Consider the following 23,100-nt stretch of genomic DNA (forward strand, 5'->3'; position numbering starts at 1 on the left):
CGGTGGGCGCTCTAAGAACGGCCTTAAAAAATGTATGGTTCAGAATTGGGAATAAGAGTAGGAAAGGGAAAAGAATCACTCGATGACCGAGGCGAAGGCGAACTTCCTCTTGACGGAGTTAATCACAATCTCAACCTCGTCTCCAACCTGGGTGTTCGGGACGAATATCACGAAGCCCTGAATCTTGGCGATTCCATCGCCACCCTTTCCAAGGCTCTCAATCTTGACCTTGTAGCGCTCTCCAACCTTAACGGGGGCCTCGCTTCCGTAGTCCCTTCCATATCCACCATATCTGTCTCCGTACATACACAACACAACCTACACATTTCTGGAACCTTCCCGAAAGACTCCGAGAAGAGTCCCGTTGGGGAGTAGCCCGGAGGGTATATAAAGCTTTGGGTGCGCTCGTTTGCCGTTCCTGAAAAGGAAAACAAAACTGTTTTTCAAAACGGGGCCATATGGTGGTGTTTTAGGGGAAATCCACGGTTCCAAACCTTCGGTTCAGGAAACCCTTTTATCAAAAGCCGATTACCAGATAATGGGTGAGATAAAATTCAAATTTGGGGGTGGTACTTTGGGCGAGATTAAGCTCGATAGGGTCTGTCGCGTCGCTGGCGAGGCGAAGCTCGTACTCTACGAGGAGGACGGAACCGTTCAGGATGCACTCTTCATCGCAACCGCACCGGTCAGGGGCTTCGAGAAGATGGTTATCGGAAAGAACCCGCTCTTCGCAGTCGAGGCTGTCATGAGGATATGTGGCCTCTGCCACGCGTCCCACGGCATAGCGGCGGTGGAGGCCGTCGAGCACGCGATAGGAATAGCACCGCCGAGGAACGGCCTTCTCATGAGGGAAGCGTTGGGGCTGATAAACAGGGCCCAGAGCCACACACTCCAGTTCCTCATGATGGCGGGAGACCTGATAAAGGAGGAAAAGAGAAACGAGGTGCTCTTCAGGCTCATGGACTTCCACGCAAAGGTAAGCGACTACCTGCTCAAGCTCGGTGGCGCGGCAACGCACCCGCCGAACCTGACAATCGGCGGAATGCTCCGCGTCCCAAAGTGGAGCGTTTTCAACAACCTGAAGGCGAGGTTTCCGGACCTCATGAAGAGCTGGGAGGAGCTGAAAGAGGTTCTCCTCGACGAGGACGTCCAGACAGAGATAGCGGGGGAGCTTAGGGAAGCGAGGAGGGAGATGCCATACCTCGCGAGCAGTTTCTTCTACGGCGACCGCTACAACATAAGGACCGACAAAGTGGAGACGATGCCCTACTATGAGTTCAGGAAGGAGGAACCCGCGAGGGAATCAACGACGCTCGTCGCTTTCTACGACGGGAAGAAGGTCGAGGCCGGTCCGAGGGCGAGGATGAAGACCTATCGCGAGTTCAGGGATGACTCCCTCTACGGAATCCACCTCGCGAGGGTTCTGGACGTTGAACTCGCAATACTCCGTCTGGGAGAGATTCTCGACGAGATTAACATGAACGAGGCATTCAGGGTCAAGAACATGAACTTCGGGCCGGGAAGGGGCGTTGGCGTTTACGAGGCGCCGAGGGGGACGCTGATACACTACCTCGAACTCGGCGAGGAGGGGCGCGTGGTCAGCTCGAAAATAGTCGTCCCGACGATGTTCAACATCCCGGTCATGGAGGAGATGGCGAAGGGCCTGAACGTTAAGACGGCGGAGGCCGTTATGAGGCTCTACGACCCGTGCATCCCCTGCACGACCCACGTCGTGAGGATGAGGTGATGGTTATGGAGAAACTGAAGGTCCTTCACGTTGACATAGGCGGTTGTGAGGGCTGTAACGTGAGCATCATCAGGGCCTACCCAAAGCTCATGGATAGCGTAGAGCTCGATATCTCCTACCTCCGCGACGGGGAATGCAAGTACGACGAGTACGATGTGGCCCTGATAACCGGTGGCGTCTGTATGAACGAGCCGAGAATCGGAGAGGAGCTGAAGGAGATAAGGGAGAAGGCCAAGGTCGTCGTTGCATTCGGCTCGTGCGCCTCGCTGGGCGGAATACTGCGCTTCTGTCGTGGCGGTCAGGCGCCGAGGCCGGACCACAGGAACTTCCAGCCGATAAACAGCGTCATAGAGGTGGACTACTCGATACCAGGCTGTCCACCGACGCCCCAGATGCTCCAGTCCTTCTTCAAGTACTTCATGGCCGGAAACGAGACGAGGCTCAAGCTGTTTAAGGTCACCGCGGGAGTGAAGAAGCTCAGCGGGTTCGACCTCATCGACGACGTCGTCCTAACGGGCCTCTGCATAGGCTGTGGAGCCTGCGAGCTCTCCTGCCCGACCGGGGCCATCAAGCTCATAGACAAGAGGCCGACCCTGGCCCAGGAGAGGTGCATACGCTGTGGAACCTGCTACATCCGCTGTCCGCGCGCGAGCCAGATTATATGCCTCGGGGGTGTTAAGACATGATGCCCGTTGGAGAAACCCTTCTCGGCCAGATTAGGGCCGTTTACCTCGGAAGGGCAACCGACGAGGAGATACTGAAGCGGAAGGTCGCGAGCGGCGGCGCTGTTACTGCCATGCTCACCTACGCCCTCGAAAAGGACATAATAGACGGCGTCGTTACCGCGAAGAGGACGAAGGGCCTTGAAGGTGAGGCCGTCGTTGCAAGGACGAAGGAGGAGCTCCTCGAGACGGCAGGAAACCGCTGGAGCATAGTTCCCTTCGCGGCGAGGATTAAGGCGAAGATAGAGGAGGAAGACCTGAAAAGGGTCGCGGTTGTCTGTCTCCCCTGCCAGGCGCAGTTCTTCGGCCAGATGAGGGACTTTCCAATACTTGAAACGGACTTCGGCAACAGGATTAAGTACATCGTCAGCCTTTTCTGCATGGGAACGTTCGCCTTCGAGGCGTTCCTGAACTACCTGCGCGTCAAGTACGGCGTCAGGGCAGAGGAGATAGAGGACATAAAGCTCTCCGGTGATTTCCTCGAAATCCACAGGGAGACAGGCGTTCTCGCGATACCGCTGAAGGAGGCGTTTTCATACCTCCAGACCGGCTGTCTGGTGTGCTCTGACTACACCGGAGTGTGGAGCGACGTTTCGGCGGGCTTCGTCGAGAGCGAGCCCGGGTGGACTGTGCTGATAACGAGGAACCAGCGCGGTGAAGAGCTCGTCAGGGGAGCCGAGAGGGAGGGCTACCTTGAACTCCGCGACGGCTCCCACGTGCTCGGCGACGTGCTCAAGGGTGCCCGCGAAAAGCTCGCGAGGGCTCAGAAGAACATGGCCCAGCTTCTCTGAACCTTTTGAGCCTTTATTTTTTGGCAGGATAGTTAAACACTTTTGTTTTCCATCCCGGAAAGGGAATACAAAAAAGCTTTTTACGGGCTTTTTTCGGCGAAAGAAGGCCGTATAACACCTTTTGTTTGGAACCGGGAATTTGGAAAAGCGTTTTAAATTCTTCAGTGAACTTCGGAATGAGGGAACAAAAATGTGCACGTGGACATATATGTTCATGGAGGTGGGAGCTTGAAGGTCCCCGTCGTGTGCCCATACTGTGGCGTCGGCTGTCGGCTCTACATCGAGCGGACGCCGAGCGGTTACAGGCTGGATTACGCTGACGACGTACCGGGCATCCCCAACGAGAACGGAAGCCTCTGTCCAAAGGGCAACGCCGTCCTCGATTTGCTCTCGAAGGACAGGCTCAGGAAGCCCCTCAAGGCGAAGGAAGAAGGTAAGTTCGTCGAGGTGAGCTGGGATGAAGCCATCCGGGAGGTCACCGAGAGGCTGAGGGAGATAGCTAAAGACGACCCCAACGGGCTTATGTTCTTCGGCTCGGCAAAGACCTACAACGAGCCGAACTACCTCGTTCAAAAGCTGGCCAGAATGCTCGGGACCAACAACATCGACCACTGCGCGAGGCTCTGCCACTCCTCAACGGTCGCAGGCCTGAAGGCCGTCTTCGGAGCGGGGGCGATGACGAACACCTACCGCGACATCGAGAGGGCGGACGTGATAATGATTTGGGGCCACAACTACGCCGAAACCCACCCCGTCGGCTTCCGCTACGTCATCAAGGCGAAGGAGAGGGGCGCAAAGGTCATCGTCGTTGACCCGCGCTACACGAGGACCGCGTGGTTCTCGGACATCTTCCTCCAGCCCTACCCCGGAACGGACATAGCGCTCGCCAACGGCCTTATGCACGTCATCATAAAGCACGGCCTCTACGATGAGGAGTTCGTGGAGAGAAGAACCGTCGGATTCCAGGAGCTCAAGAAGACCGTCGAGAAGTACACGCCCGAGAGGGTGGAGGAGATAACCGGTGTCCCCGCGGAGCTGATAGAGGAGGCGGCGGTTACCTTTGCGAAAGCCGAGAACGCGGTGGTTACCTGGGCGATGGGGCTGACGCAGTCGGTTCACGGCTACGACAACGTCAGGGCAGTTGCAACTCTCATAGCAATCACCGGCCACATAGGGAAGCCCGGAAACGGAGCCTCTCCAATGCGCGGGCAGAACAACGTCCAGGGAGCCTGCGACCTCGGCGTTCTCCCGAACGTCTTCCCCGGCTATCAGGCAGTTACGGACGAGGAAAAGAGGAGGTTCTTCGAGGAGTTCTGGGGCGTTGAGCTGAGCGGTGAGGTCGGCCTTACGACGGTCGAGGCGACGCACGAGGCCCTGAAGGGCAGGCTGAAGGCCTACTACATCGTCGGCGAGAACCCAGTGATAAGCGAGGCCAACTCGCGCAACGTCGTAAAGGCCCTTAGAAAGCTCGAGTTCCTCGTCGTTCAGGACATATTCCCGACCGAGACGGTGAGGTTGGCGGACATCTTTCTGCCGGCAACTTCAATGCTCGAAAACGATGGTTCGCTCACCAACACAGAGAGGCGCGTGCAGTGGAGCTTCAAGGCACTCAAACCGCCCGGGGAGGCGAGGCCCGACTGGTGGATAGTGAGCGAGGTCGGAAAAGCCCTCGGTTTCACCGGGAATGGACCAAAGGGCTTCGGCTACCGCTCGGCGGAGGACGTTCTGAGGGAGATAAACGCCTGCACGCCCCAGTACAGGGGCATAACGCCCGAGAGACTAAAGAGCAACCTTGCCGGAATCCACTGGCCGTGCCCGAGCGAAGAACACCCGGGAACGTCCCTGCTCTACACCGAGAGCTTCCTAACGCCGGACGGAAGGGCCCACCTGGCGAGCGTCGAGCACAGACCCCCGGCCGAAACGCCCGACGATGAATACCCGCTCATCTTAACGACGACGCGCTACGTGGGTCACTTCCACACGCTGACGATGACGGGGAGGAGCGAGCTCCTGAGGAAGCGCTGGAGGGAGCCGTTCCTTGAGGTCAACCCGAGCGATGCAAGACGTTTCGGGCTTGAAGACAACGGCTGGGTGCTCATAGAGACGAGGCGCGGGAGATACGTCGCGAGGGTGAAGGTTACTAAAGCTGTGAAGCCCGGAGTTGTTGCGATTCCCTGGCACTGGGGGGCCAACGTCCTGACCAACGACGCCCTCGACCCGGTCTCGAAGATTCCAGATACGAAAGCCTGCGCCTGCCGCGTTAAGCCCGTTGGGGAGGCCGAGGCGAGGCGGATTCTGGAGGAGCTGAGGGCCGAGGGGGTGGTAGCTTGAGCGGGATTCTAATCGACCCCGGCAAGTGCATAGCCTGCCGGGCCTGTGAGGTTGCCTGCGAGAGGGAGCACGGGAGGAGCTTCATAACGGTCTTCGAGTTTGAAAGCTCGGCCGTTCCGCTGAACTGTCGCCACTGCGAGAAGGCGCCGTGCATAGACGCCTGTCCGACCGGGGCGCTCTTCAGGGACAAGGATGGGGCCGTTATGGTGGACGTTAAGAAGTGCATAGGTTGCGATATGTGCCTCTTAGCCTGTCCCTTCGGTATTCCGGAGATTGCCGGGAAGGTCATGGTGAAGTGCGACCTCTGTCCCGAAAGAAGGGCCGAGGGGAAGCTCCCGCTCTGTGTCCAGACCTGTCCGACGGGGGCTTTGAGCTACGTCGAGCCCAACGAATTCTCCGCGGGAAGAAGGAAGGCCTACGCCGAGAGGCTCGCCCTCAGGAGGGCTGAGAATGCGCCCGGTCTTTGACTGGGAGAGGTGCATAGGCTGTCTCGCCTGCGTGAGGGCCTGCAAAACCGGCGCCCTGAGCTACAGCGACGAAAATGGAGTGAGGAGGATAACCTTTGAGCCAAGGCTCTGCGACGGTGACCTGCTCTGCGTTGAGGTGTGCCCGGTAAACGCGGTGAAGGGCTTCCCCAACCACGAGAGCGGGGAGAGCTCGGCCACCTTCGAGCTGGCGCGCTGTGAGAACTGCGGGAGGCTGACGGATTTCACTGTTAAGGAGGTTGAATGGGCCCGGAAGATGGACCATTTCACCGTTTTCCTCTGTTCAACCTGCAGGAGGATTGAATCGGCAAGAAAAATCGGGGAGGGATTGGAATGAGCGAAATCCTGTACGGGGTTGACTCCACCTTTGAGGGGATTGCGAAGAAGGCAACCCCGAAGTTCAAAACAACTCCTGGAAGGTTGCTCTTCGCGGGCTTCATGGCCGGAGCTTACATAGCCTTTGGTTTCGTTTTAGCTGTTATAGCCGCCACGGGCTTCCACGACAACCCATCAGCCTTCAAACTCCTCCTCGGAGCGGTCTTCCCGGTCGGCTTAATCGCGGTAATCCTGGCTGGGGCCGACCTGTGGACCGGCAACGTGCAGTTCCTCAGCTCTGCAAAGGCCAAAGGCTACGCGGACTTCAGGTGCGTCCTCTACAACTGGTTCGGGAGCTATGGTGGCAACTTCATAGGCTCGGTCTTTATAGCGCTCTTAGCCGTCCAGCTCACGGGACTCTTCGGCCACGTCGGAGACCCCAACGCCTTCGGAAAGACGATAGTTGCCATAGCGCACGGCAAGGTCTCCAAGGACTTCATTGCCCTGCTCTTCCTCGGAATCGGCTGTAACTGGCTCGTGAACGTCGCGATATGGCAGTCGGCGAGGGTTCAGGACGGGGCAGGCAAGATACTCGCGATATGGTTCCCGATATTCGCCTTCGTTGCCATAGGCTTCGAGCACGCCATAGCCAACATGTGGGCCATACCGATGGGAGTCTTCCTCAGCAACGGGGCTATAAACTGGGCCAACTTCTTCCACAACCTGATTCCCGTTACGCTTGGAAACGCCATCGGAGGCTTCCTGTTCGTCAGCTTCTACTACTGGTACCTCAGCCACCCCGAGCTGACCGCCAGGAGGCTTGCGAAGGAGATAGTGGACTTCACCGTGGTCTTCGTGGCCTTCTGGGTCCTCGCAACCCTGATTCCGGCAGGAATAGCGCTCGCCCTTAAGAACGACCTCTACGCCTCCCCGCTCGTGCTGAGCATCTACTACATAGCCGGAACCTTCGCCCTGGCGAGAATCGCGAAGCCGGGGGTGGAAAAATGAACGGCATGAACTTCGCCTTCCACTGCCTCAAAAGGCCCGAGCCGACCGGAAAGAGGGTGGCGATAATAGGCGCCGGCCCCGCAGGTTTGGCGGCGGCCGGCTACCTCTCCTGTAAGGGCCACGAGGTTCACGTCTACGACAAACTGCCCGAGCCGGGTGGCTTGATGCTCTTCGGGATTCCCGAGTTCAGGATTCCCGTGGACAGGGTCAGGCTCGGATACAGGGACCTTGCAGAGCGCATGGGCGTCGTTTTCCACACGGGAGTCAAGGTCGTCTCCGGTGGGAGGAAGGACGAGGGCGACGAGTTCGTCGAGAAGACCGTTGACTTTGAGGAGCTTGTGAGGAACTTCGACGCCGTTTTGATAGCAACGGGAACGTGGCGCTCCTGGCTCGCAGACATTCCGGGGATAGAGCTTGAAGGCGTCTTCAAGGCCCTCGAGTACCTCTTCAGGATAAAGAGCGCCAAGCTCGGCCACATGGACTGGAGCGAGGTGCCGGAGATAGAGGGGAAGAGAGTGATGGTCGTCGGAGCCGGCCATACTGCCTGCGACGCCGCTTTGGAGAGCCTCCTGATGGGGGCAGAGAAGGTCTACATGAGCTACCGCAGGACAATAAGGGAAGCCCCGGCGGGAAGCTACGAGATAAACCTCCTCCGCGAGAAGGGCGTTGAGTGGCTTGAACTAACGATGCCGAAGAGAATCATCGGCGAGAACGGAAAGGTCAAAGCCGTGGAGCTCATTAGAACAAAGCTCAGCGAGCCGGACGAGAGCGGAAGGAGAAGACCCGTCCCAATAGAGGGAAGCGAGTTCACGGTCGACGTGGAGTACGTGGTCTTCGCGATAGGGCAGACGCCGACGCCACCCTTCGGCGAGAACTGCGGAATAGCGACCGATAGAAAGGGCAGAATCGTCGTGGATTCGAGGCACATGACGAGCAGGGAGGGAATCTTCGCGGCCGGGGACGTTGTTTTAGGTCCCTCACTCGTCGGCAGGGCAACGAAAGACGGCCTCTACGCCGGAAGAGACATGCACCTCTGGCTGATGGAGGTGAGAGCATGAAGCTCCTCGTGGACTTTAACGCCTGCATAGGTTGCGAGACCTGTGAAGGAGTGTGCGACTTCATTCACGACGGAAGACCCAACATAAGGGTGGTTTTCGCGAGCAACGGCGTCGGCGTCCCGATTAATTGCCGGCACTGCGACGACGCGCCCTGTATGGCGGTATGTCCCGTAAACGCCATCACCCGCGATAAAGACGGGGCCGTGATAATCAACGAGGAGAAATGCATAGGTTGCCTGATGTGCCTCTCGGTCTGCCCGTTCGGAGCTATAAGCTACGAGCCGGTCGTTAAAGTTGTTTACAAGTGCGACATGTGCGCCGAGAGAAGGGCCGAGGGCTTGAAGCCGGCCTGCCACGAGATGTGTCCCGCCAATGCCATCTACTACGGCCCCGACGGCGGGGAGGGGAAGAGGGCAAAGGTGGCGGAGGTAATTTCCCGCAACCTCTAATTCTCAATTTTTATTCACCGAAAACCGTTAAAGTTCTTCGTTGCATAGGTTAGAACATGAAGGCTCCTAAACCTTTGGTTTACAACAAGGCGTTTCCTACCTTTTTTTGCCAAACTGAGCTTTGGAAAACCGTTTTAAGCCGGAAAGAGAAGTCCCAATCGAGAGTAAACAAAAGCGTTAATGCGGAGGTGGTAGCTTGCCCTTCATAGTCGCGTTCGTCTTCGCCTACATCACCTGGCTGGTTTTAACGGCGGGAACGAACGGGCTCCTCTGGAGCACGCAGGAACTGATAGCCGGTTTAATATTCGCGGGAATAGTAGCGTACGCGACGAAGGACATCGTTGGGGAGGAATCAACCCGCTTCCTGAACCCGATAAGGTGGCTCGAGTGGATTGCCTACGTCCCGGTCCTGTTCTGGGGAATGGTCAAGGCCAACTTCCACGTAGCTTATCTCGTCATAACCGGAAAGATAAGGCCCGGAATCGTCAAGGTCCCGGTTGAGCTCGAAAAGGACGCCCAGTACACCATTCTGGCCAACTCGATAACCCTCACCCCGGGAACCCTTACCATAGACGCCTGCCCGAAGGAGAAGGCCCTCTACGTCCACTGGATTGACATCCCCGAGGGGCTCGAGAGGCCCGAGAGCTCTGAACCCGTCGCGGGGCCCTTTGAGAAGTGGGCCAGGAGGTTAGGGAAATGATTGAGCCCGTGTTCTTCTACTCGGCGCTGATAATCTCGATTGGAGCGTTCCTGGCGATACTCAGGGTTCTCCTCGGTCCCAGCGTTCCAGACCGGGTCGTCGGAGTTGATACACTGAACACGCTCGTGGTTGCCGGTATGGTTCTCCTCGGAGCGGCCTACGACAGGACGATTTACATCGACATCGCGATAGTATACGCGCTCCTCAGCTACATCGGAACGCTCATAATCGCGAGATACCTGCAGGGGGGATTGGAATGAGCCCGGTTGAATACCTGATTTACGCCTTCCTCGCGATAAACGTCACCTTCAACATGCTCGGGAGCATAGCCCTCCACCGCTTCCCGGACGTTTATACCAGACTTCATGGAGCTACCAAGTGCACGACCTTCGGAACGATATTTGCCGTTCTGGCCGTTGTAACCCACGCCCTCTACAGGCTCCACGTCACAGGCGACCCCAAGTACCTCCAGATGGCCCTCCACAGCCTCGTTGCCCTCGTGGCGCTCCTTCTCACGAACCCCGTCGGAGCGCATGCAATAGCGAAAGCCGCGCACCTGAGCGGTTACAAGCCGGCCAAAGCGGTCGTTGACGCCTACGAGGAGAAGCTCGGGGGTGAGGAGGAATGAAGCCCATCACCATTGACATGACGATTCAGGCGATAATACTCATCGGCGTCCTCATCACGGCTTACCTTACGATTCGCTTCAGAGACTTGCTCGCCGCTGCACTCATGTCCGCGGCGATGAGCCTGCTCCTCAGCCTTGAGTTCTACATGCTTCACGCCCCTGACGTTGCCATAGCCGAGGCAGCGGTTGGAGCGGGAGTTGTTACGGCGGTTGTGGTTTACGGCATAGCCAAGACAGAGAGATGGGAGGTGGAACCGTGAAGAGAACCATCGCTTACCTGTCACTGCTCTTCATCCTCGGGGTTCTGCTCTACATAGCCAACCCCAACTACGGCCTCGTCTTCGGGCCGGGGGGAAAGGAGTGGCTGACCCTGAGGTACACGGACAACTACTACATCCAGCACGGTGTTCAGGAAGTCGGCGGTATGAACATAGTCACCGACATAGTGTTCGACTACCGTGGTTACGATACTATTGGAGAGGCCACCGTCCTGTTCACGGCCATAGCCGGCGCGATTGCTCTTCTGAGGCCCTGGAGGAGGGATGAGAAATGAGGCCGAGGTGCGGTAGCGATATGGGGCTCATCGTCAAGACCTCGGCGAGGGCCATAATCCCTCTCATAGGAATCTTCGGAGCCTACATCGTCATGCACGGTCACCTGACACCGGGAGGTGGCTTCCAGGGAGGAGCGACGATAGCCGGAGCGGGAATACTGTTCCTCGTCTCCTTCGGCCTCGACGAGATGAAGAAGCACTACAACAAGAGCCTGTACTCAGCCCTTGAAGGCATCGGCGGTCTCGTCTTCCTCGGCGTCGCGATGCTCGGCATGAGCGTGGCGTTCTTCTACAACACGCTCTGGCACAACGGCCCCTTCTTCAACGGAAAGCCCGGAACGCTTCTCTCCGCCGGATTCCTGCCGATAATGAACCTGGCGGTTGGCCTTAAGGTCTTCACCGGCCTCGTCAGCGCGCTTACGGCCATAGCCATGTACAGGAGGTGGAAGTCATGATTCAGTTCCAGTTCATCACGGCATTCCTGCTCATAGTCCTCGGAATTTATGCCTTCCTCGCGAAGAGGAACCTCATCAAGCTGATTCTTGCCTTGGACATCATAGACTCCGGAATACACCTGCTCCTCATAAGCCTCGGCTACCGCATAGAGCTCAACGAAATCCCGACCGCGCCGATTTACACAGGCTACGAGACTCTGAAGAGCCCGATGGTCGGCCCGCTTCCACAGGCCTTAGTGCTTACGAGCATAGTCATCGGCGTCTGTGTCCTCTCACTCGCGGTCGCACTCACGATAAACGCCTACCGCCACTACGGAACCCTTGATGTGAGAGCTCTAAGGAGGTTGAGGGGATGAACGGGGAAGCAATCTTACCCTACCTCATAATCATCCCGCTCTTCGGAGCGTTCTCGATGCCGATAGTGAACCTCCTCGGCAGGAAGGCGAGGGAGGCGTGGGCAGTCATAATCACCGGCGCCACCTTAGCGGTGGGCTCGGCGCTCTTCTACTCCGTCTGGGAGAACAAGAGCATAATAGTCTACACACTAGGAGCCAAGAGCCCGCTCGGCCAGGGCGTCAACTTCCCGATAAGGATAGTCTGGGAGGTCGACCTCTTCGGCGCGATAATGGTGCTCATGGTAACGCTCGTGGGCTTCCTCGCGGTTGTCTACTCCATCGGCTACATGAAGCACGACACCGGCCTCGACAAATACTACACCCTCATCATAATCCTCGAGCTCGGAATGCTGGGCATAGCGATAACCGGCGACCTCTTCAACTTCTACGTCTTCCTCGAAATCATGAGCATCGCCAGCTACGCGCTGGTGGCCTTTAGAAACGACACCTGGGAGGGCATCGAGGCCGGCATAAAGTACATGTTCGTCGGCTCGATAGCGAGTTCGTTAATCTTACTCGGCATAGCACTCCTCTACGGCCAGTACGGAACGCTGACGATGAGCTATCTGGCAGTTAAGCTCGCCCAGAACCCAACTGTTACAGCGAAGGTCGCGTTAGCTCTCTTCATCGCGGGACTCCTCTTCAAGAGCGGTGCCTCTCCGGTCCACATGTGGCTGGCAGACGCGCACCCGGCCGCGCCGAGTTCAATAAGCGCGATGCTCTCGGGTCTCGTCATAAAGGTAGGCGGAATCTACGCTTTAACCAGGATACTCTTCAGCATCTACGGACACAGCGTCAGCATGAAAACCGTTGGCTGGGTCATCATAATCTTCGCCTGCATAACCCTCATAGTCGGCAACGCGATGGCGGTAGTCCAGAACGACATGAAGCGTCTCTTAGCCTACTCCTCGGTCGGCCAGATAGGCTACATTCTGCTGGGCCTCGGAATAGGCTTAGCCGCTTATGGAAGCCAGACCGGCGAGATAGCGATGGCGGGAGCGATTTACCACACCTTCAACCACGCACTCATGAAGGCCCTCCTCTTCCTGATTGCAGGTGTGGTGATTCACCAGCTCGGCACGAGGGACCTCAACGAGCTGAGCGGCTTAGCTAAGACCATGCCGAAAACAACCTTCGCCTTCCTCATTGGGGCGGCCGCGATAATAGGAATGCCTCCCCTCAACGGCTTCGCGAGCAAGTGGCTCATCTACGAGAGTTCAGCCATATTCAACCCGATACTCGGTGCGATAGCGATAATCGGAACGGCATTCTGTACGGCAGCATACGTCAAGGTGCTCTACACCTTCTTCGGCAGGCCGAACGAGAGGGTCATGAAGGCCAGAGACCCCGAGGGAAGCATGCTCTGGCCGATAATAATCCTCGCGGTCGCGATAGTCGTCATGGGACTCTTCCCCTGGCAGATAAGCGACAAGGTCATGATTCCGGCAGTTAAATCCCTTGAGAACCAGCTGGCGTACATAAGCGCGGTTCTGGGAGGTGCGTGAAGATGTTCGGCTACTGGGATGCCCTCTACTTCGTCCTCGTCTTCATCGTCGGGCTCATCTTGGCTTACCTCCTCGACCAGTGGGCGAAGAGGAGCGGAATGGGAACGAAGGAAGTCGGCGACGGGACGAAGATATTCATCAGCGGTGAGGACCCAGAGAAGGTTATTCCGGGCTTCGAGCACCTGGAGGGCCACTACACGGGAAGAAACGTTATGTGGGGGCTGACCTATGCCCTCAAGCGCTTCTTCACCGTCCTCAAGGCCGACCACACTGGACTGCTGACGGATTACGTGGGCTACCTCGTCATCGTTACGGCCTTCGTGATGGGCGTGATACTGATTTGGGGTTGAGGAGGTGAGAAAGTGAGCATTAAAGTTCCCGCTAACGGCGGTTCAAACTCATCGGAGCGCGAGAGGCTCGAGAAAAGAATCGCCCAGCTGTGCCGTTACATCGGAAAATCCCCCTGGGTCTTCCACGTGAACACGGGCTCGTGCAACGGCTGCGACATCGAAATCATAGCCGCTCTAACGCCACGCTACGACGCGGAGCGCTTCGGAGTCAAGCTCGTCGGCAGTCCGAGACATGCGGACATACTCCTTGTAACCGGGCCCGTAACCAATCAAAGCCTTGAGAGGGTCAAGCTCGTCTACGAGCAGACCCCAGAGCCGAAGATAGTAATAGCCGTCGGCTCGTGCCCAACGGGCGGAAGCGTGTTCTACGAGAGCCCCTTCACCAACGCACCGCTGAGCAACGTGATTCCGGTGGATGTTTACGTTCCGGGCTGTCCGCCGAGGCCAGAAGCCATACTTCACGGCGTCGTTCTCGCGCTTGAGAAGCTGGCCAAGATGCTGAAGGGTGAGGTTCCGGAGGTGAAAGAATGAGCGAGGTTAACGATAATGCTAACGTTGAGAAAGCTCAGGAGGAGGTTAAAGAACCAACCAAAGCCGAGAAGGTCGCCAAAGCGATAGCGGAGCGCTTTCCAAACGCCCAGGTTGAGGTCAAGACCAACAAGTGGGGGCGCGAGAGGGTCTGGGTGAGAATCGACCGGGAAAGCTACCGCGAGCTGATGAAGTTCATAAAGGAACTCGACGGCGAGGCCCACTACTCGATAGGCATCGAGCAGGACTGGGGAGACGACCTGGGCTTCCTCAGTCACCTCGTGATTTACTACAGAGATTCGCCGGCCGTTTCACTGCTCATAGACGTCCACTGCCCCAAGGACGACCCAACGCTTCCGGATATAAGCGATATCTTCCCGATAGCGCTCCAGTTCGAGAGGGAAGGAATGGAGATGGTCGGAATAGACTTTGAAAATGCACCGGACAAGAGGAGGCTCTTCCTGCCGGAGGACTTCCCCGAGGGCATCTATCCGCTCCGCCTCGACGACAAGGGCGTTCCCGAGGAGATGGTGCACAACGCGGGCCACCCCTATTACCTCAAGGGAGGTGCTAAGAAATGACAAAGGTTGAATACTGGGTCAAGATACCCTTCGGTCCGATTCACCCCGGTCTGGAGGAGCCCGAGAAGTTCATACTCACCCTCGACGGCGAGAGGATAGTTGACGTTGACGTCAAGCTCGGTTACAACCTGCGCGGAATCCAGTGGATAGCCCTCAGGAGAAACTACGTCCAGATAATGTACTTAGCCGAGAGAATGTGCGGGATATGCAGTTTCTCCCACAACCACACCTACACGAGGGCCGTTGAAGAGGCGGCCGGAATAGAGGTGCCCGAGAGAGCTGAATACATCCGCGTAATCGTCGGCGAGCTCGAGAGGATTCACAGCCACCTGCTCAACCTCGGCGTTTTAGCTCACGACATAGGCTACGATACAGTGCTCCACCTCACCTGGCTCGCCCGTGAGAAAGTCATGGACACACTTGAGGCGGTTGCCGGAAACCGCGTCAACTACTCGATGGTAACCATCGGAGGCGTCAGGAGGGACATCGACGAGAAGAGGAGGCGGATAATTCTCGATATGATAAAGTACTACAAAGAGGTCTTCCCGCAGATTGAGGACATCTTCCTCCACGACCCGACGATAGAGGCCCGTTTCAGGGACACGGCAATAATAAGCAAGCGCGTGGCGCTGGAGCAGGGAGCGGTTGGTCCGACGGGAAGGGGAAGCGGAATCCGCGACGACGCGCGCTGGAGCGAGAGGCTCGGCGTTTATCCGGATTTGGGAATAAAGCCCGTCATGCCCCAGGATGTAACTGGAGAGAGGCCCAGGGGCGATGTATTCGACAGGATGGCGGTGAGAATAGGAGAGCTGTGGCAGAGTTTGGAGCTCATCGAGCACGCCCTTGACCAGATGCCGGACGGAAAAATCAAGACCTTCCCGAAGGACAACGTTCTCGTCGCCAAGCTCAGGATAATGGTGGACGGAGAGGGAATCGGAAGGTACGAGGCCCCGAGGGGTGAGCTGATTCACTACGTCCGCGGAAAGAAGGGAAGCGACAAGCCCCTCCGCTGGAAGCCGAGGGAACCGACGTTCCCGAACCTGTTCGCGGTCGCCGAGGGCGTCAAGGGAGACCAGGTGGCGGACTTCGTCGTTGCCGTTGCCTCGATAGACCCGTGCCTGAGCTGTACGGACAGGGTTGCGGTCGTTGAAGACGGAAAGAAGAGAATCCTGACCGAAAAGGACCTCCTGAAGGCCTCGATAAAGAAGACGCGCGAGATTAATCCGGAAATAAAGGGAGACCCGACCCCGGTGGGGTTCGGCTGTTCGAGGTGATGCTCATGGACGTGATGGGAAACATCGTTTACCCGATTGCGGGCCTGCTCGGGCTCTACGGCTTCGTCTCACTGGCCTCTCTCCTCTGGGAGGGAATAGACAGGAAGCTGGTTGCTAGAATGCAGAGGCGCGTTGGGCCACCGCTGATACAGCCGTTCTACGACTTCCTCAAGCTGATGAGCAAGGAAACGATAGTCCCGAACACGGCAAACTACATGTTCAGAGCGGCCCCGGTCTTAGCTCTGGCAACGGCGATAGCGCTCCTGGCTTACACGCCGATGGGCTTCACTCCAGTGCTGGCTTCAAAGGGTGACGTCATCGTCTTCATCTACCTATTGGCACTCATCAGCTTCTTCAAGATAGTTGGAGCGATAAGCTCCGGCAGTCCCTACGCGAAAATCGGAGCGGCGAGGGAAGCGACGATAATGGTGTCCAGGGAGCCGGCAATGATGCTGGCGATATTCGCCATAATGTGGCGCCTCGGAAAGCTCGGCGTTGACAAGCCCTTCAGCATGGGAATCTTCTACCAGCACAACATCTGGGAGATAGGGACGCCGATGAGCTTCGTGGGAGCGATAATACTCCTCTACGTCTTCTGCGTCTGGCTGGCGAGCGAGATAGAGGTCGGGTTCTTCAACATACCCGACGCCGAGGAGGAGATAGCCGAGGGACTGCTCGTCGAGTACAGCGGAAGGTATCTGGCACTGCTCAAGCTGACGAAAGCGCTCAAAGCCTACATAGCGGCTTCCCTGGTGGTCGCAATATTCTTCCCCTGGGGAATAGCGGGCTACTTCGGACTGACGGGCCTTTCAGCGGACGTCGTTAACCTGCTCTTCCACACGCTGAAGGTCTTCATCCTGCTCTTCGTCGTCGGAAGCGTCTTCAGGGCCGTAACCGGAAGGCTGAAGATAACCCAGGCGGTGGACTTCCTCTGGAGGAACGTCTTCCTGGCTTCGCTCGTCGGCTCCCTCCTCCTCGCGATGGAGGTGATAATGTGAGGGCGCCTATCTTAGTTCCAACGGTGCTCAGGAACCTTGTCAGGAAGCCAGCGACCAACCTCTTTCCGAAGACCGAACCCGTGCCCGTGCCCGAGAACTTCAGGGGCCAGCTTAAGTACAACGTCGACAAGTGCGTTGGCTGTAGGATGTGCGTCACCGTCTGTCCGGCGGGGGTCTTCGTCTACTTGGCGGACATCAGAAAGGTGGCGCTGTGGACTGGAAGGTGCGTTTACTGCGCCCAGTGCGTCGACGTCTGCCCGACCGGAGCGCTCCAGATGAGCGACGAGTTCCTCCTGGCGAGCTACGACAACTACGACGAGAAATTCATCCCGCTAAAGGAGGAGAAAATCGAGGAGATACGGAAGAAACTTGAGGAGCAGAAGAAGGCCAAGGAAAAGGCCAAAGCCGAGAAAGCCAAGACCGAGAAAAAGGGGTCAAAGTAACCCCTTCTTTTTTCTCCACTCGTAGAGGGCCTTTAATGCCGAGTAATGGCCCTTCTCAACGTCCGCAAGGTAGAGGTAGACCTTTTTGAGCTCCTCGTTATCGGTTTCCTCAGCAAGCTTCCGGTAGACGGTTTCAGCGAGCTTCTCAGCTTCCATTGCACTCTGGAGGACGTCTTCGAGGTCCTCTATCTTGTAGAACTTGCCGAGGAGGTGCGTTCCCTCAATGCTCGCAACGTTGACCTCGGCGAGCTCCTCCCCGTACTTCTGGCGGTAAATCTTGTAGAGCTCGTCGCCATGGCCCTTGGACTCCTTGCCGAGCCTTTCAAAGGTCTCGTAGACTTCCTTCGGAAGACCGAGTTCCTTCGCCCTCTCGGCCAGCTTTAGGTAGGTCTCGGCCTCCTCGTATTCGCCCCTAATCCAGTAGCTGAGCAGTTCGCGCTCGTTGAGCTTCTTAATCTCCTCCAGAACCTCAATCATGTCCACCACCCAACCGTTCGTATTCCCTTTTCAGGGCCTCGTAGTGGCCCCTCTCAACATCGGCGAGCCTGAGGTAGAGTTCCCTCAAACGCTCGTCTTCAACCTTCTCCGCGAGAGCCTTGTAGGCGTTCATCGCTATGAGCTCGCTCTCCATCGCGGTCTCAAGGACCTCCTTAACCTGGTCGGCCCTCTCGAAGCGGTCGAGAACGGGAAGAACCTCAAGAGGAGGGATTTCCGTTGACGGTTCCCTGCCAAAGGATGCCTTAAACTCCTTCCTGAGCTCAAGGGCGTGTCTCTCGGAGTCCCTGCTCAGCTTGAGAAAAGTCTCCACGAGACTCTCCGGAAGCCCAAGGTTCTTAACTCTCTCGGCCAGCTTGCGATAAAACTCGGCCTCCTCCAGCTCGCTGGCTATCCAGTAGGCCAAGGCCTCCTCATAGCTCAGCTTCTGGAGTCTCTCGATGACATCATCGACGTCCAGCATTCCAACCCCCGGAATAATTTGTCGGCGGGCCTAATAAGCTTTTGTTCCTCAGCGAACGAGCCATATCGCCAGGAACATCGCGATGTAGGCGAGAAGGCCCAGGATAACGTGAACGTAGAGGAAGACCCGCTTCCACCTCGGCGAGAGAAAGTAGAGGGCGCCGGTGACGAGGGTCAGAGTCATGAGGGCGAAGCTGAGGTAGCCGAGAGTGTTGTGGTCAACCATGCCTCCCCACCGGAAAGACGTAGAGCGGAGCGCCATCGGTTCCGAGGAGCGAGGCTACTTCCCCGTCGTTGAAAGCCCCAACCGCAACGGTTCCGAGGCCTAAAGCAGTTGCCTGAAGGTAGATGTTCTGGCCGATGTGGCCGGCCTCCATGTGAACATATCTGATTCCCCTCTCGCCGTAGACGTCCGTTGTTCTTTCGTAGAAGGCGACGAGAACGATGTCAACGGGGGCGCTACCGACCCATTCCTGGTCGAGGCAAGCCCTCTGGAGCTCCATTCTGTAGTCGCCGGGCTTCACCAGCTCAAGGGCGTGTTTCCCGGGGATGTAGCGGTAAATTCCTGGTTTAAGGCCCTCAACCTTACCAACGACGACGTAGACCTCAAAGGGGTAAGTAGCGCCCGCACTGGGAGCCGAGCGGTAGCCCTTTGAACTCGTTATTCCCTGAGCCGACCAGAGGAGCTGGGAGAGCTCTTCAAGGGTTAGGGGCTCGTCACGGTAGGAGCGGACGCTCCGCCTCTTCGCTATCGCCTCCTCAACGCTCATCTCGCCCCTTAAACAGGGCTCTGGAAGGAGCACAACCTCGCCCGAGGCCGTCTCAATGGTCTCAAACCTCGGGCCCGGCTTGAAGATTAGCAGTAAAGGGAGAACGAGGGCCAGCGCCAGGGTCAGGTAGGCAACCTTCCGGAGCATGTGAATAGTTGGCGCCCAAACTATTTATTCCTTCACCTCGAAGCGGAGAACCTCGCCCTTCCGGACGAGGCCGATTCCGGCCCTTTTGCCAAGGACTTCGACGAGAACCGTGTAATCGGGCTCGCTCAGGTTGACCTTTAGATTATAGCGCTCGACGAGGAGAGAGCCAAGTTTGACTTCGAGCTCCCTCTGGGAGAGCCGTTTGTTCCCGCGAACCCTGGCGCGGACGGCGAAGGTTCCGTCTATCGCTTTCCCCAGCTCGAGGACGGCCGTCTCTATCTCCTCCCACCTGGCCGGAACGAGCCTTTCGAGTGGAACCACCCTCTGTATCGCCTGCGTCTCGAAGTTTTTGAGCCTCTCAAGGGCCTCTTCCTTTGGTAGGGGAGTTTCAGCGAGGAGGACGCCCCACCAGTCAGTTCCTTTAACCTTCACCTTTCCGAGTGCCCACTCCAGTTCGAGTATCGCATCGCCTTCCCTGCCGGGCGGTGCCGTTACGAGGAGAATCATTTCCGCTCACCGATGAACAGGTTTTTATATTGAAAGGCCTTAAACACTTCGGTGGGTGAAATGGAGGGTCTTAAGCTTTACCAGTCATACGAGGTTTACGGCCTCTCGGCCAACCCCTTTGAACAGCTCGCCAGCGAGGGAATAGCCGACGTCGAGAGCATTCACGTTTATCAGGAGATAGACATGCGCCTCCAGATGATTGTTTCGGAGGTAATCGGCAACAAAAGCTCGATAGCGCTCAGCATCGTTGGGCCTCTTGGAATGGGTAAAACGCAGAGGCTCAAAACGCTCGCGAAGGCCATAGAGGAGAACAAAGGCAAGGCGATATACGTCAAAGTCGATACCAACGACATCCTCAAGCTCACGCGCGACATCTTCTACGCGCTAAAGCCACCTAAGAGCAGGACTAACATATTCCTTGAGAACCTTTCGAGAAAGCTCGGCTTCATCGACAGGCTTGAGAAGATGCTCAGCGACTCTAAGGAGTACAAGAGCAGGGACATCGCCGAGCTCCTCGTCGAGCAGATGAGCAAGTATCCCTACTGCGCGCTCCTCCTGGACGAGCTGGAGAACATGCAGAGCGCGAGGGAGCACGAGAAGATTCAGTTCTTCGAGATGCTGAGGCACTTCATAAGCACGATGCCGAAGGGCTGTATCGTTGCCTTCGCCTGCGTCCCAGAGGCCTACGAGGAGTACACGAAGATATTCCCGGCCTTCTTCATGCGCCTCCACTACGAGTTCAAGCTCCGCCCGATGAGCCTCGACGAGACGTTTGAGCTCGTGAAGAAGAGGCTCAACCGCGTTCGCATAAGGGACACCGACGACCCGCTGTATCCCTTTACGGAGGAGGCGATAAGGCTAATCCACCAGCTCGGGAAGGGCAACCCGAGGCAGATTTTAAGGCTCCTCCACTACGTCCTCAGCGAGTCCGCAAAGCACAAATTCGACCCGATTGACGATTACGTGGTCACAACGATTCTTGAGGAGCCCAAGAGCCTTGAGGAGTACCTGACGAGGATTCCGAAGGAGTACAAGGACCTGGTTGAGGCGATAGTGTTTGAGTTCAACGGCGGGCCGGTGAGCTACATACAGGTCGCCAAGGTCGTCAAAAGGCCGGGAATGCAGGTCTACGACAAGCTGAACGAGCTCATACGGCTGGGCTTCCTCGTCGGCGACCCGAAGGGCAACTACAAGGTTCCAGACTACGTCAGAAAGTTTTTAGAGGAGGGGCAGGCGGAGAAGCTGAAGGGTGAGTGAGTTGCCGAACTACGATACCCACGTGCTCAGCGGAATAGTGACCTACCCAATAGCGGTGCTCATCGGCGAGCTCCTGAAGGTTTACGCCAAGCTACCGATTGAGTTAACCTCAACGGCGCTAATCCTTGGATACGCGTTCTACGTCCTGGGAAGCGATTTACCCGACATGGACCACCCGGACGCGCTGATACACCGGGGGACAAAGCCCATAGTGGGGGTCGCGGTTGGTAGCGCGGTTTTCCTCTGGGCCAGGGGTTTTGTGCACATGAACCCGGCGTGGATTAATCCAGTTGTCTCATGGGTCGCGGGTGCCATAGGGGGGCTCGTCGCGTGGTACGCCTTCACGTGGCTCATGCCCAAGCACAGGGGAATCGTCCACTCGCTACTCTTCGCGGGAATCTACGGACTTCTCGCGTTCCTTTTGGTCGATTACGGCCTGAACATGTCAACCGGCGAGGGAATCTTCGTCGGTTTAAGTGCTTTCCTCGGCTACACGCTCCACCTGCTCCTTGACCGCTCGGTCAAGCTGGTTTAATTTTACCCATTTTTGGGCAACAATCCTTTTAAATAACCCACGTTAGGAAAGCGCGGAGGTGAGAGAGATGTTCAGCCTTGGGGGATTCTCACGCGGTAGTGATTATGAGAAGAAGCTCTGGGACGTCCTCATCATCGGAGCGGGGCCAGCGGGCTTTACGGCGGCGATATACGCCAAGCGCTTCGGCCTCGACACGCTGATTATCAGCAAGGACCTGGGCGGAAACATGGCGTTGACCGACCTCATCGAGAACTACCCGGGCTTCCCTGAGGGAATCAGCGGTTCGGAGCTGACCAACAGAATGCACGAGCACGTCAAGAGGCTCGGCGTCGATATAGTCTTCGATGAGGTCGAGAGGATTGACCCCGCTGAATGCGCCTACTACGAGGGCCCGTGCAAGTTCACCGTGAAGACCAAGAACGGCAAGGAGTACCGCGGGAAGACGATAATCATAGCGGTCGGAGCCTCGCCAAGGAAGCTCAAGGTTCCGGGCGAGGAGGAACTAACCGGAAGGGGAGTTTCCTACTGTGCCACCTGCGACGGCCCGCTCTTCAAGGGCAAGAAGGTCATCGTCGTCGGCGGTGGAAACACGGCCCTTCAGGAGGCCCTCTACCTCAAGAGCATCGGCGTTGACGTAACGCTCGTCCACAGGCGCGACAAGTTCAGGGCCGACAAGATACTGCAGGACCGCTTCAAGGAGAGTGGGATTCCGGCGATACTCGACACCGTCGTCACCGAGATAATCGGAAAGGACAAGGTCGAGGCCGTGAAACTCAAAAACGTCAAGACCGGCGAGGAGAAGGAGATGAAGGTCGATGGAGTCTTCATCTTCATCGGCTACGAGCCTAAAACGGATTTCGTCAAGCACCTTGGCATAACCGACGACTACGGCTACATTCCGGTTGACATGCACATGCGCACCAAGGTTCCCGGCATCTTCGCGGCCGGCGACATAACCAACGTCTTCAAGCAGATAGCGGTCGCGGTCGGCCAAGGAGCCATTGCGGCGAACTCCGCCAAGGAGTTCCTCGAGAAGTGGGGGGAGAAGAACGGGGAGTGATTAGCTCTCCAGTTTCTTCTTTAGCTCTTCCTTCGTCAGGTAAACGATTTCGTTGGAATCGCCGATGATGTAGGGCTCGCGAACCTTGTTTTGAACCGAATCGCTCACTCCACATGCGTACCCCAGAAAAGCCAGCAGGATTAAATCCAGGATAGAGACGTCCCCAACCATGATTGTGATTGCCAGAACCAGAATTAAAAGGAGAAGGCACTTCCTCATTCCCACACCTCCATTTCAGAGTTTTCCGCATCGTCCTCGAAGAGGAGGCTCTTATCCAGTGTCAGGGCAACGAGGAAGACCATCAAAATTCCCCAGGGTAGAACCTTCAAAAACAGCCAGAGACCCTCAACCAGACCCTCTCCCTTAAGGAGGGACTCAACGACGGTGAACATGAAAAGGTTCACGAACAGTAGGACCAGAAACATCCTGCCAAACTCCCTGCCATCGAAGCGTTTCTGCCCTTCCAAACTCACTACGCAGTCACCGAAATGACACACTTCTCCGAGTTTATTAAGTTTGCCGTTTTCTGCCATCCAGGACTTCCGGAGTTC

Annotated in this window: 34 protein-coding genes; 26 read left to right on the forward strand and 8 right to left on the reverse strand. The window is 57.0% G+C overall.

Annotation, left to right across the window (positions count from 1 at the left end):
• Window positions 1-75 precede the first annotated feature (75 nt).
• The gene (locus E3E28_RS03570) at window positions 76-306 is read right to left on the reverse strand and encodes a TRAM domain-containing protein (RefSeq protein WP_167914049.1); all 231 of its coding nucleotides are present in this window, start codon (window positions 304-306) and stop codon (window positions 76-78) included.
• 268 nt (window positions 307-574) lie between these two features.
• On the opposite strand from E3E28_RS03570, the gene E3E28_RS03575 reads away from it, so the two are divergent.
• The 23 genes from E3E28_RS03575 (at window position 575) to E3E28_RS03685 (ending at window position 17,316) form a co-directional block, all read left to right on the forward strand.
• Window positions 575-1,747, forward strand: coding sequence for a nickel-dependent hydrogenase large subunit (locus E3E28_RS03575; RefSeq protein ID WP_167914050.1), 1,173 nt, complete (start codon window positions 575-577; stop codon window positions 1,745-1,747).
• Window positions 1,747-2,433 carry a 4Fe-4S binding protein gene (locus E3E28_RS03580; protein ID WP_240921647.1) on the forward strand — a complete coding sequence of 229 codons (687 nt, stop codon included), beginning with the start codon at window positions 1,747-1,749 and terminating at the stop codon, window positions 2,431-2,433. Before E3E28_RS03575 ends, E3E28_RS03580 begins: the two co-directional genes overlap by 1 nt.
• On the forward strand, window positions 2,430-3,260 hold the full coding sequence (locus E3E28_RS03585; RefSeq protein ID WP_167914051.1) for a Coenzyme F420 hydrogenase/dehydrogenase, beta subunit C-terminal domain: 831 nt from the start codon (window positions 2,430-2,432) through the stop codon (window positions 3,258-3,260). The genes E3E28_RS03580 and E3E28_RS03585 overlap by 4 nt, the downstream gene beginning before the upstream one ends.
• A gap of 228 nt (window positions 3,261-3,488) precedes the next feature.
• A complete protein-coding gene (fdhF, locus tag E3E28_RS03590) occupies window positions 3,489-5,591 on the forward strand; it encodes a formate dehydrogenase subunit alpha (protein WP_206203795.1) in 2,103 nt (700 codons plus the stop codon).
• Entirely contained in the window at window positions 5,588-6,058 is a 471-nt protein-coding gene (locus E3E28_RS03595) for a 4Fe-4S dicluster domain-containing protein (RefSeq protein WP_167914053.1), read from the forward strand. The genes fdhF and E3E28_RS03595 overlap by 4 nt, the downstream gene beginning before the upstream one ends.
• Window positions 6,042-6,413, forward strand: coding sequence for a 4Fe-4S dicluster domain-containing protein (locus E3E28_RS03600; protein ID WP_167914054.1), 372 nt, complete (start codon window positions 6,042-6,044; stop codon window positions 6,411-6,413). The genes E3E28_RS03595 and E3E28_RS03600 overlap by 17 nt, the downstream gene beginning before the upstream one ends.
• Entirely contained in the window at window positions 6,410-7,399 is a 990-nt protein-coding gene (locus E3E28_RS03605; RefSeq protein WP_167914055.1) for a formate/nitrite transporter family protein, read from the forward strand. The genes E3E28_RS03600 and E3E28_RS03605 overlap by 4 nt, the downstream gene beginning before the upstream one ends.
• Complete coding sequence (locus E3E28_RS03610; RefSeq protein WP_167914056.1) at window positions 7,396-8,457, forward strand: FAD-dependent oxidoreductase; 1,062 nt, start codon at window positions 7,396-7,398, stop codon at window positions 8,455-8,457. Before E3E28_RS03605 ends, E3E28_RS03610 begins: the two co-directional genes overlap by 4 nt.
• Window positions 8,454-8,906, forward strand: coding sequence for a 4Fe-4S dicluster domain-containing protein (locus tag E3E28_RS03615; protein ID WP_167914057.1), 453 nt, complete (start codon window positions 8,454-8,456; stop codon window positions 8,904-8,906). Before E3E28_RS03610 ends, E3E28_RS03615 begins: the two co-directional genes overlap by 4 nt.
• A 196-nt stretch (window positions 8,907-9,102) precedes the next feature.
• Window positions 9,103-9,606: a monovalent cation/H+ antiporter subunit E gene (locus tag E3E28_RS03620; RefSeq protein WP_042692220.1), complete on the forward strand. Its 504-nt coding sequence runs from the start codon at window positions 9,103-9,105 to the stop codon at window positions 9,604-9,606.
• Complete coding sequence (locus E3E28_RS03625) at window positions 9,603-9,866, forward strand: cation:proton antiporter (RefSeq protein WP_042692218.1); 264 nt, start codon at window positions 9,603-9,605, stop codon at window positions 9,864-9,866. The genes E3E28_RS03620 and E3E28_RS03625 overlap by 4 nt, the downstream gene beginning before the upstream one ends.
• On the forward strand, window positions 9,863-10,234 hold the full coding sequence (mnhG, locus tag E3E28_RS03630) for a monovalent cation/H(+) antiporter subunit G (protein WP_167914058.1): 372 nt from the start codon (window positions 9,863-9,865) through the stop codon (window positions 10,232-10,234). The genes E3E28_RS03625 and mnhG overlap by 4 nt, the downstream gene beginning before the upstream one ends.
• A complete protein-coding gene (locus tag E3E28_RS03635) occupies window positions 10,231-10,494 on the forward strand; it encodes a hydrogenase subunit MbhD domain-containing protein (RefSeq protein ID WP_167914059.1) in 264 nt (87 codons plus the stop codon). Before mnhG ends, E3E28_RS03635 begins: the two co-directional genes overlap by 4 nt.
• On the forward strand, window positions 10,491-10,787 hold the full coding sequence (mbhE, locus tag E3E28_RS03640; protein ID WP_099209347.1) for a hydrogen gas-evolving membrane-bound hydrogenase subunit E: 297 nt from the start codon (window positions 10,491-10,493) through the stop codon (window positions 10,785-10,787). The genes E3E28_RS03635 and mbhE overlap by 4 nt, the downstream gene beginning before the upstream one ends.
• On the forward strand, window positions 10,784-11,242 hold the full coding sequence (locus tag E3E28_RS03645; RefSeq protein ID WP_223211907.1) for a Na(+)/H(+) antiporter subunit B: 459 nt from the start codon (window positions 10,784-10,786) through the stop codon (window positions 11,240-11,242). The genes mbhE and E3E28_RS03645 overlap by 4 nt, the downstream gene beginning before the upstream one ends.
• The gene (locus E3E28_RS03650; RefSeq protein WP_042692213.1) at window positions 11,239-11,598 is read left to right on the forward strand and encodes an NADH-quinone oxidoreductase subunit K; all 360 of its coding nucleotides are present in this window, start codon (window positions 11,239-11,241) and stop codon (window positions 11,596-11,598) included. Before E3E28_RS03645 ends, E3E28_RS03650 begins: the two co-directional genes overlap by 4 nt.
• Complete coding sequence (locus E3E28_RS03655) at window positions 11,595-13,142, forward strand: proton-conducting transporter membrane subunit (RefSeq protein WP_167914060.1); 1,548 nt, start codon at window positions 11,595-11,597, stop codon at window positions 13,140-13,142. The genes E3E28_RS03650 and E3E28_RS03655 overlap by 4 nt, the downstream gene beginning before the upstream one ends.
• 2 nt (window positions 13,143-13,144) lie before the next feature.
• The gene (locus tag E3E28_RS03660; RefSeq protein WP_167914061.1) at window positions 13,145-13,492 is read left to right on the forward strand and encodes a hydrogenase; all 348 of its coding nucleotides are present in this window, start codon (window positions 13,145-13,147) and stop codon (window positions 13,490-13,492) included.
• A 12-nt stretch (window positions 13,493-13,504) separates the two neighbouring features.
• A complete protein-coding gene (locus E3E28_RS03665) occupies window positions 13,505-14,023 on the forward strand; it encodes an NADH-quinone oxidoreductase subunit B family protein (protein WP_167914062.1) in 519 nt (172 codons plus the stop codon).
• Window positions 14,020-14,601 (forward strand): NADH-quinone oxidoreductase subunit C, encoded by a 582-nt coding sequence (locus E3E28_RS03670; RefSeq protein ID WP_167914063.1) that lies wholly within the window; start codon window positions 14,020-14,022, stop codon window positions 14,599-14,601. Before E3E28_RS03665 ends, E3E28_RS03670 begins: the two co-directional genes overlap by 4 nt.
• Window positions 14,598-15,875 carry a nickel-dependent hydrogenase large subunit gene (locus tag E3E28_RS03675; protein ID WP_167914064.1) on the forward strand — a complete coding sequence of 426 codons (1,278 nt, stop codon included), beginning with the start codon at window positions 14,598-14,600 and terminating at the stop codon, window positions 15,873-15,875. Before E3E28_RS03670 ends, E3E28_RS03675 begins: the two co-directional genes overlap by 4 nt.
• 5 nt (window positions 15,876-15,880) lie before the next feature.
• Window positions 15,881-16,873: a respiratory chain complex I subunit 1 family protein gene (locus E3E28_RS03680; protein WP_167915179.1), complete on the forward strand. Its 993-nt coding sequence runs from the start codon at window positions 15,881-15,883 to the stop codon at window positions 16,871-16,873.
• Window positions 16,870-17,316 (forward strand): 4Fe-4S binding protein, encoded by a 447-nt coding sequence (locus E3E28_RS03685; RefSeq protein ID WP_167914065.1) that lies wholly within the window; start codon window positions 16,870-16,872, stop codon window positions 17,314-17,316. The genes E3E28_RS03680 and E3E28_RS03685 overlap by 4 nt, the downstream gene beginning before the upstream one ends.
• Here the strand turns inward: E3E28_RS03685 and E3E28_RS03690 are convergent.
• From E3E28_RS03690 to E3E28_RS03710, 5 genes are read right to left on the reverse strand one after another with little or no spacing between them, the layout of a single operon-like run.
• On the reverse strand, window positions 17,308-17,793 hold the full coding sequence (locus E3E28_RS03690; protein ID WP_167915180.1) for a ferritin family protein: 486 nt from the start codon (window positions 17,791-17,793) through the stop codon (window positions 17,308-17,310). The genes E3E28_RS03685 and E3E28_RS03690 overlap by 9 nt on opposite strands.
• Complete coding sequence (locus E3E28_RS03695) at window positions 17,786-18,274, reverse strand: ferritin family protein (RefSeq protein ID WP_167914066.1); 489 nt, start codon at window positions 18,272-18,274, stop codon at window positions 17,786-17,788. The genes E3E28_RS03690 and E3E28_RS03695 overlap by 8 nt, the downstream gene beginning before the upstream one ends.
• 48 nt (window positions 18,275-18,322) lie before the next feature.
• A complete protein-coding gene (locus E3E28_RS03700) occupies window positions 18,323-18,499 on the reverse strand; it encodes a hypothetical protein (protein WP_167914067.1) in 177 nt (58 codons plus the stop codon).
• A complete protein-coding gene (locus tag E3E28_RS03705; protein WP_167914068.1) occupies window positions 18,492-19,190 on the reverse strand; it encodes a SagB/ThcOx family dehydrogenase in 699 nt (232 codons plus the stop codon). The genes E3E28_RS03700 and E3E28_RS03705 overlap by 8 nt, the downstream gene beginning before the upstream one ends.
• 24 nt (window positions 19,191-19,214) lie before the next feature.
• A complete protein-coding gene (locus E3E28_RS03710; RefSeq protein WP_167914069.1) occupies window positions 19,215-19,697 on the reverse strand; it encodes a THUMP domain-containing protein in 483 nt (160 codons plus the stop codon).
• A 60-nt stretch (window positions 19,698-19,757) separates the two neighbouring features.
• On the opposite strand from E3E28_RS03710, the gene E3E28_RS03715 reads away from it, so the two are divergent.
• The 3 genes from E3E28_RS03715 to trxB all read left to right on the forward strand — a co-directional run bounded on the left by E3E28_RS03715 (window position 19,758) and on the right by trxB (window position 22,549).
• The gene (locus E3E28_RS03715; RefSeq protein ID WP_167915181.1) at window positions 19,758-20,954 is read left to right on the forward strand and encodes an ATP-binding protein; all 1,197 of its coding nucleotides are present in this window, start codon (window positions 19,758-19,760) and stop codon (window positions 20,952-20,954) included.
• A 1-nt stretch (window position 20,955) separates the two neighbouring features.
• Window positions 20,956-21,489: a metal-dependent hydrolase gene (locus E3E28_RS03720; RefSeq protein WP_167915182.1), complete on the forward strand. Its 534-nt coding sequence runs from the start codon at window positions 20,956-20,958 to the stop codon at window positions 21,487-21,489.
• 67 nt (window positions 21,490-21,556) lie between these two features.
• Window positions 21,557-22,549, forward strand: a complete 993-nt coding sequence (gene trxB, locus E3E28_RS03725) for a thioredoxin-disulfide reductase (RefSeq protein WP_167915183.1) — start codon at window positions 21,557-21,559, stop codon at window positions 22,547-22,549.
• Here the strand turns inward: trxB and E3E28_RS03730 are convergent, their stop codons facing one another.
• Window positions 22,550-22,768 (reverse strand): hypothetical protein, encoded by a 219-nt coding sequence (locus E3E28_RS03730; protein ID WP_167914070.1) that lies wholly within the window; start codon window positions 22,766-22,768, stop codon window positions 22,550-22,552.
• Complete coding sequence (locus E3E28_RS03735) at window positions 22,765-23,016, reverse strand: hypothetical protein (protein WP_167914071.1); 252 nt, start codon at window positions 23,014-23,016, stop codon at window positions 22,765-22,767. Before E3E28_RS03735 ends, E3E28_RS03730 begins: the two co-directional genes overlap by 4 nt.
• Window positions 23,017-23,100: the final 84 nt, after the last annotated feature.

The sequence above is a fragment of the Thermococcus sp. 21S9 genome (assembly GCF_012027635.1).
GTDB lineage: Archaea > Methanobacteriota_B > Thermococci > Thermococcales > Thermococcaceae > Thermococcus.

What these genes read in the sequence shown, in the direction of transcription:
- E3E28_RS03570 (WP_167914049.1), bottom strand. Translation starts at nt 306, where the DNA reads ATGTACGGAGACAGATATGGTGGATATGGAAGGGACTACGGAAGCGAG.
- E3E28_RS03580 (WP_240921647.1), top strand. Translation starts at nt 1,747, where the DNA reads ATGGTTATGGAGAAACTGAAGGTCCTTCACGTTGACATAGGCGGTTGT.
- E3E28_RS03585 (WP_167914051.1), top strand. Translation starts at nt 2,430, where the DNA reads ATGATGCCCGTTGGAGAAACCCTTCTCGGCCAGATTAGGGCCGTTTAC.
- E3E28_RS03600 (WP_167914054.1), top strand. Translation starts at nt 6,042, where the DNA reads ATGCGCCCGGTCTTTGACTGGGAGAGGTGCATAGGCTGTCTCGCCTGC.
- E3E28_RS03605 (WP_167914055.1), top strand. Translation starts at nt 6,410, where the DNA reads ATGAGCGAAATCCTGTACGGGGTTGACTCCACCTTTGAGGGGATTGCG.
- E3E28_RS03610 (WP_167914056.1), top strand. Translation starts at nt 7,396, where the DNA reads ATGAACGGCATGAACTTCGCCTTCCACTGCCTCAAAAGGCCCGAGCCG.
- E3E28_RS03615 (WP_167914057.1), top strand. Translation starts at nt 8,454, where the DNA reads ATGAAGCTCCTCGTGGACTTTAACGCCTGCATAGGTTGCGAGACCTGT.
- E3E28_RS03625 (WP_042692218.1), top strand. Translation starts at nt 9,603, where the DNA reads ATGATTGAGCCCGTGTTCTTCTACTCGGCGCTGATAATCTCGATTGGA.
- mnhG (WP_167914058.1), top strand. Translation starts at nt 9,863, where the DNA reads ATGAGCCCGGTTGAATACCTGATTTACGCCTTCCTCGCGATAAACGTC.
- E3E28_RS03635 (WP_167914059.1), top strand. Translation starts at nt 10,231, where the DNA reads ATGAAGCCCATCACCATTGACATGACGATTCAGGCGATAATACTCATC.
- E3E28_RS03645 (WP_223211907.1), top strand. Translation starts at nt 10,784, where the DNA reads ATGAGGCCGAGGTGCGGTAGCGATATGGGGCTCATCGTCAAGACCTCG.
- E3E28_RS03650 (WP_042692213.1), top strand. Translation starts at nt 11,239, where the DNA reads ATGATTCAGTTCCAGTTCATCACGGCATTCCTGCTCATAGTCCTCGGA.
- E3E28_RS03655 (WP_167914060.1), top strand. Translation starts at nt 11,595, where the DNA reads ATGAACGGGGAAGCAATCTTACCCTACCTCATAATCATCCCGCTCTTC.
- E3E28_RS03660 (WP_167914061.1), top strand. Translation starts at nt 13,145, where the DNA reads ATGTTCGGCTACTGGGATGCCCTCTACTTCGTCCTCGTCTTCATCGTC.
- E3E28_RS03670 (WP_167914063.1), top strand. Translation starts at nt 14,020, where the DNA reads ATGAGCGAGGTTAACGATAATGCTAACGTTGAGAAAGCTCAGGAGGAG.
- E3E28_RS03675 (WP_167914064.1), top strand. Translation starts at nt 14,598, where the DNA reads ATGACAAAGGTTGAATACTGGGTCAAGATACCCTTCGGTCCGATTCAC.
- E3E28_RS03680 (WP_167915179.1), top strand. Translation starts at nt 15,881, where the DNA reads ATGGACGTGATGGGAAACATCGTTTACCCGATTGCGGGCCTGCTCGGG.
- E3E28_RS03690 (WP_167915180.1), bottom strand. Translation starts at nt 17,793, where the DNA reads ATGATTGAGGTTCTGGAGGAGATTAAGAAGCTCAACGAGCGCGAACTG.
- E3E28_RS03695 (WP_167914066.1), bottom strand. Translation starts at nt 18,274, where the DNA reads ATGCTGGACGTCGATGATGTCATCGAGAGACTCCAGAAGCTGAGCTAT.
- E3E28_RS03700 (WP_167914067.1), bottom strand. Translation starts at nt 18,499, where the DNA reads ATGGTTGACCACAACACTCTCGGCTACCTCAGCTTCGCCCTCATGACT.
- E3E28_RS03705 (WP_167914068.1), bottom strand. Translation starts at nt 19,190, where the DNA reads ATGCTCCGGAAGGTTGCCTACCTGACCCTGGCGCTGGCCCTCGTTCTC.
- E3E28_RS03710 (WP_167914069.1), bottom strand. Translation starts at nt 19,697, where the DNA reads ATGATTCTCCTCGTAACGGCACCGCCCGGCAGGGAAGGCGATGCGATA.
- E3E28_RS03715 (WP_167915181.1), top strand. Translation starts at nt 19,758, where the DNA reads ATGGAGGGTCTTAAGCTTTACCAGTCATACGAGGTTTACGGCCTCTCG.
- trxB (WP_167915183.1), top strand. Translation starts at nt 21,557, where the DNA reads ATGTTCAGCCTTGGGGGATTCTCACGCGGTAGTGATTATGAGAAGAAG.
- E3E28_RS03730 (WP_167914070.1), bottom strand. Translation starts at nt 22,768, where the DNA reads ATGAGGAAGTGCCTTCTCCTTTTAATTCTGGTTCTGGCAATCACAATC.